We start from the raw sequence: 3,977 nt of genomic DNA on the forward strand, positions 1-3,977 counted from the left end.
CGGAGATGTGTATAAGAGACAGGGCGGTTCCGGCCTATCCTTGCAACCGAGGAGAGACTCCATGCAACTCCGCCTGCTGCCGCTTGCTGCCCTTGCTCTTGCAGCCGCCTGCACCCCCGCCAAGACCGACGGGATCGACCCGCAAGGCAAGCCCTTCGATGCGGTCGCCCCGCAGGAAGCGGTGACCATGCTCGGCACCGAGCCCTTCTGGAACCTTGCGGTGAAGGGCGAACAGGGCGCGTGGACCACCCCCGACATGCCGGACGGCACGCGGTTTGCCGTGAAGCGCTTTGCCGGAAACGGCGGGCTCGGCTTCTCCGGCACGTTGGGCGGCAAGCCCTTCACCGCCACGCTCACGCCGGGCCAATGCAGCGACGGGATGAGCGACCGCAGCTTCCCCTTCGTCGCCACCATCGCTTTGGGCGGGGAGACTCTCAACGGCTGCGGCTATACGGATAGCCAGCCATACACCGGCCCCGAAGCGCCCTAGGACGCACGGGCCAAAAGGGGGAGACCAAGGCCATGACCATCACCGGAGGCTGCCTGTGCGGCAGCGTGCGCTACTCCTGCGAGAGCGACCCGCTGCTGTGCGTCACCTGCCATTGCAAGAACTGCCAGAAACAGGCCGGCAGCGCGCTTTCGGTCATCATCGGCGTGCCCGAGGACGCCGTAGCGTTCGAGGGCACGCTCAAGACCTACAACGACACCGGCGACAGCGGCGCGACCGTGCGGCGGCAGTTCTGCCCCGAATGCGGCTCGCCCGTCTTCACCCGGGTCGACAGCCCGCCGGGGATGATGTTCATCAAGGCCGGGACGCTGGACGACACCAGCATCCTGAAGCCCGCCTTCCACTGCTACGCCAAGAGCAAGCAGGACTGGGTCGACCTCGGCGACACACCCGCCTTCGCGACCGTGCCCGAGGGGCTGTAATCCTCTAGAACAGCCCCGGCAGCTCGCGCTGGACCGGCAGCGGCTTGGCCGGCTGGAGCGGCTCGCGCTCGGGCGGGGCGAATTCGACACTCACGCTCTGCGGGCCATTCGCGCCCGGGGCGTCCGCAACGCTGACCCGCGCTCCCGCGATCGGCGTGCAGGCGCGGCCGGCGAGGAAATCGAGCGCCGCCGCGATCGAGGCCTCGCGCGGATCGCCGAACGGGCGGGTGATGTCGTCAGCGGCGCGGCAGGTGTTGGGCACGACACTGGCAAGGCCGGTGTAGTATTCGCCCTGATTGTTCGCGTTGACCGTCTGGAAGGCGACCGCGCGGATACGCAGGTCGCAAGCCGCAAGGTCGAACCCGAACTGGCCGACCGGCTTGCCGAAGGAATTGGACCCGACCAGCGCGATGTTGTTGCCGAGATAGGGCAGCATCGAGTTGATCACCAGCTCGCTGGCCGAGGCGCTGGAGCCGGTCGTGATGAAGGCGACCTTGGTGGGGGCGATGGCATTGGCTTCGTTGCGGAACAGCTGGGTCGAGTTCTCCGCCGACTTGGATTCGCGCAGCACCTCGCGGCTCCACACCTGGCCGACGCGGCCCCTGCCCATCAGGTCGCCGAATGTGTCGCCGACGCTCACCAGCCCGCCGCCGTTGTAGCGCAGGTCGATGATCAGCTCGGTCACGCCCTGCGCCGAAAGCTGGCCGAAGGCGGTACGCAGCTGGGTGGCCGCGTCGGCGATGATGAAGGTGCGCAGGTTGATATAGCCGATCTTGCGCGCGCCTTCGGTGAGGATGACGAGGCCGTAGCGGTCCGAGACCGGATCGAGCGCGAAGTCGCTCTTGGTGACCGTGCGCTCCAGCGTCGCTCCGCCCGGCTGGACGAAGCGCAGCACGCGCGAGAGGCCCGCGGTCGAGGCGCCCAGCGCATCGGCCACGGCCTGCGCGCCGCCGCTGGCGAACAGGCCCGAAACGCTCTGGAGGTTGGCGCTGGTGGTGCCGATGGCGATGATCTCGCTCCCGCGGTCGAGCCCGGCGGCAAGCCCGGGGGCGCCCTCGTAGGCCTCGACCACGAACAGCCGGCGGTTGGTGGTGTCATAGGACAGGCGGATGCCGAAGCCCGCCGAGGAGCCCGAGTTGATCAGCGCGTTCTCTTCCGCGATCGAGGTCGCGTAGGTGAAGAAGCGGTCCCGGTTCTGCGCGCGCGCGGGGGCGACGCGGGCATCGAGATAGTCGTCGAGATTGCTGACGGTGCTGCGGTTCACCGTCGCCAGCAGATTGGGGAACAGGTACCATTCGTTGAGCACCTGGTCGGCAAAGTCCTGCCGCGCGCTGAGCGAGCAGGCGCTCGAGGTCGGGGTCGGGGTCGGGGTGCCGCCGCCGCCGCCCGTGGGCGGGGCCGAGGACGACGTCCCGCCGCCTCCGCATGCGGCCAGCTGGAAGGCCAGAACGAGGCTGAGGGCGGTGCGACCGACATGCATGAAAGGGGGCTCTCCGGGCTTTGTGACGCAGGGGCAACGCCCGGGCGCAAGTGCACAATTGCCCCGCTGCGGCGGCAAGAGCAAGCGCGTGCAATACCCTTCGCCCCGTAATGGCGCAAAAAAGCGTGACTATTTTACCTGCATTTGCAGGGTTTTCCGCAGAATCCGCCGAAAATGCCCTTGTCCCATCTCGCAAGGCGCATCCGAAGGGACTAGCACGAGGGCAGTGAAAAGACAGAATCATGACTGATTTCCCCGCCTGGCTTGCACCCCACGTGCCCGCGCCCGCGCGTCATCCCGGTCTCGCGATCGCGCAGATCGGCGCCGCGCAGACCCTCGCGCGTGGCGGCTTTGCGCTGACCAGCCCGGCCTTCGGCAACGGGGACGAGCTCGATCCGAGCTTCACCGCGGCCGAAGAAGACGCGGTTGCCCCCCCGCTCGAATGGAGCGCGCCGCCGCCGGGCTCGGCCGAACTGGTGCTGGTGGTCGAGGAGGTCGCGGGCTCGGGCAAGGATCCCGCCTGCCACTGGCTGGTCTGGGGTCTCGCCGGCCAGCGCGGCAAGCTGCTCGAAGGCGAGGTGCCGCCGCGCACCGGCAAGAACGCGCTCGGCAATTCCGAATGGCTGCTGCCGTCCCCGCCCGAGGGCGAGACGCGCCACTACCTGTTTCAACTTTTCGCGACCGAACTGCCGCTGGTGCTGATGCCCGGGGCCGGACGGGCGGAACTGCTCGCATCGCTGCAAGGGTCGATAACGGCCTGTGCGGTGCTCCATGCCACCTTCACTGGTGGCGGAGACGAGGATGCGGACTGGGAAGACGATGATTTGTGATCAACCTGCCACTTACATAAGGGAGTAGATGATGGCTGGAACGACCAACGCACTGCAGAAGCCCGTGACGCTTTCGGGCGATCTGGAAGCAGTGATCGGCAAGGGCCCGATGACCCGCGCCGAAGTGACTTCGAAGGTGTGGGAATACATCAAGGCCAACGGCCTGCAGGACACCAAGGACAAGCGTCAGATCAATCCCGACGCCAAGCTCGGCGCGGTGATCGGCAAGGACCAGATCTCGATGTTCAAGATGACCGCTGCGGTCAGCAAGCACCTGAGCTGAGCCTTGCGGGCATAGGGGCCTCGGCCCCGCATCAGCGGCGCGCGATCCGGTAGGGTCCGCGCCGTTTTTGTTTGGGCTCGCCTTTCCACGAGAGGGCGATGGTGCCTTCCTCCAGCAGAAGGTCGGTCGCAGCGTGGACCGCCGCCATCTCCTGCCGCCAGTCGCCCTGCGGCCCGGCCAGCAGGCGCGCGGCTTCGCTCGGGCAAATGGTCGCGCCCTCGGCCCTTTCGCCGAGCAGCGCGAGGATCGCCTCCGCCGCGGTCACTGTGCCTTGCGGCGCAAGGGCAGGCACTCGCCCACCCATAGCGCGAGCCAGATGATGACGGGCTGCGCGAACATGCGCGGCACGTGATAGGCAAGGCCGAGGCCGCCATCGGGCTTGGCCATGTCGAGCGCGAAGTGGTTGGCGTTGGCGGGCCACACACACAGCGCATAGGCCGCCAGCCCCCACCCC

6 protein-coding genes and 1 pseudogene are annotated in these 3,977 nt (G+C 67.8%); 4 read left to right on the forward strand and 3 right to left on the reverse strand.

The window, feature by feature from the left end; genetic code table 11:
* Window positions 1-61: 61 nt before the first annotated feature.
* Window positions 62-490 carry a COG3650 family protein gene (locus AX708_RS04990; protein ID WP_066531305.1) on the forward strand — a complete coding sequence of 143 codons (429 nt, stop codon included), beginning with the start codon at window positions 62-64 and terminating at the stop codon, window positions 488-490.
* 32 nt (window positions 491-522) lie between these two features.
* Window positions 523-930 carry a GFA family protein gene (locus AX708_RS04995; protein ID WP_066531304.1) on the forward strand — a complete coding sequence of 136 codons (408 nt, stop codon included), beginning with the start codon at window positions 523-525 and terminating at the stop codon, window positions 928-930.
* A 4-nt stretch (window positions 931-934) separates the two neighbouring features.
* Here the strand turns inward: AX708_RS04995 and AX708_RS05000 are convergent, their stop codons facing one another.
* Window positions 935-2,410, reverse strand: a complete 1,476-nt coding sequence (locus AX708_RS05000) for a S41 family peptidase (RefSeq protein ID WP_066531301.1) — start codon at window positions 2,408-2,410, stop codon at window positions 935-937.
* A 242-nt stretch (window positions 2,411-2,652) separates the two neighbouring features.
* On the opposite strand from AX708_RS05000, the gene AX708_RS05005 reads away from it, so the two are divergent.
* A complete protein-coding gene (locus AX708_RS05005) occupies window positions 2,653-3,240 on the forward strand; it encodes a YbhB/YbcL family Raf kinase inhibitor-like protein (RefSeq protein WP_066531299.1) in 588 nt (195 codons plus the stop codon).
* A 28-nt stretch (window positions 3,241-3,268) separates the two neighbouring features.
* Window positions 3,269-3,523, forward strand: coding sequence for an SWIB/MDM2 domain-containing protein (locus tag AX708_RS05010; protein ID WP_066531297.1), 255 nt, complete (start codon window positions 3,269-3,271; stop codon window positions 3,521-3,523).
* Between the two features lie 31 nt (window positions 3,524-3,554).
* Here the strand turns inward: AX708_RS05010 and AX708_RS05015 are convergent, their stop codons facing one another.
* Together AX708_RS05015 and AX708_RS20770 are read right to left on the reverse strand one after the other, a co-directional pair.
* Window positions 3,555-3,788: a DUF3253 domain-containing protein gene (locus tag AX708_RS05015; protein WP_082745647.1), complete on the reverse strand. Its 234-nt coding sequence runs from the start codon at window positions 3,786-3,788 to the stop codon at window positions 3,555-3,557.
* Window positions 3,785-3,977 (reverse strand): annotated as a pseudogene (locus tag AX708_RS20770) (hypothetical protein); the annotation flags it as partial. The gene AX708_RS05015 and the pseudogene AX708_RS20770, both read right to left, overlap by 4 nt.

The organism is Erythrobacter sp. CCH5-A1, assembly GCF_001557115.1.
Lineage (GTDB): Bacteria > Pseudomonadota > Alphaproteobacteria > Sphingomonadales > Sphingomonadaceae > Erythrobacter.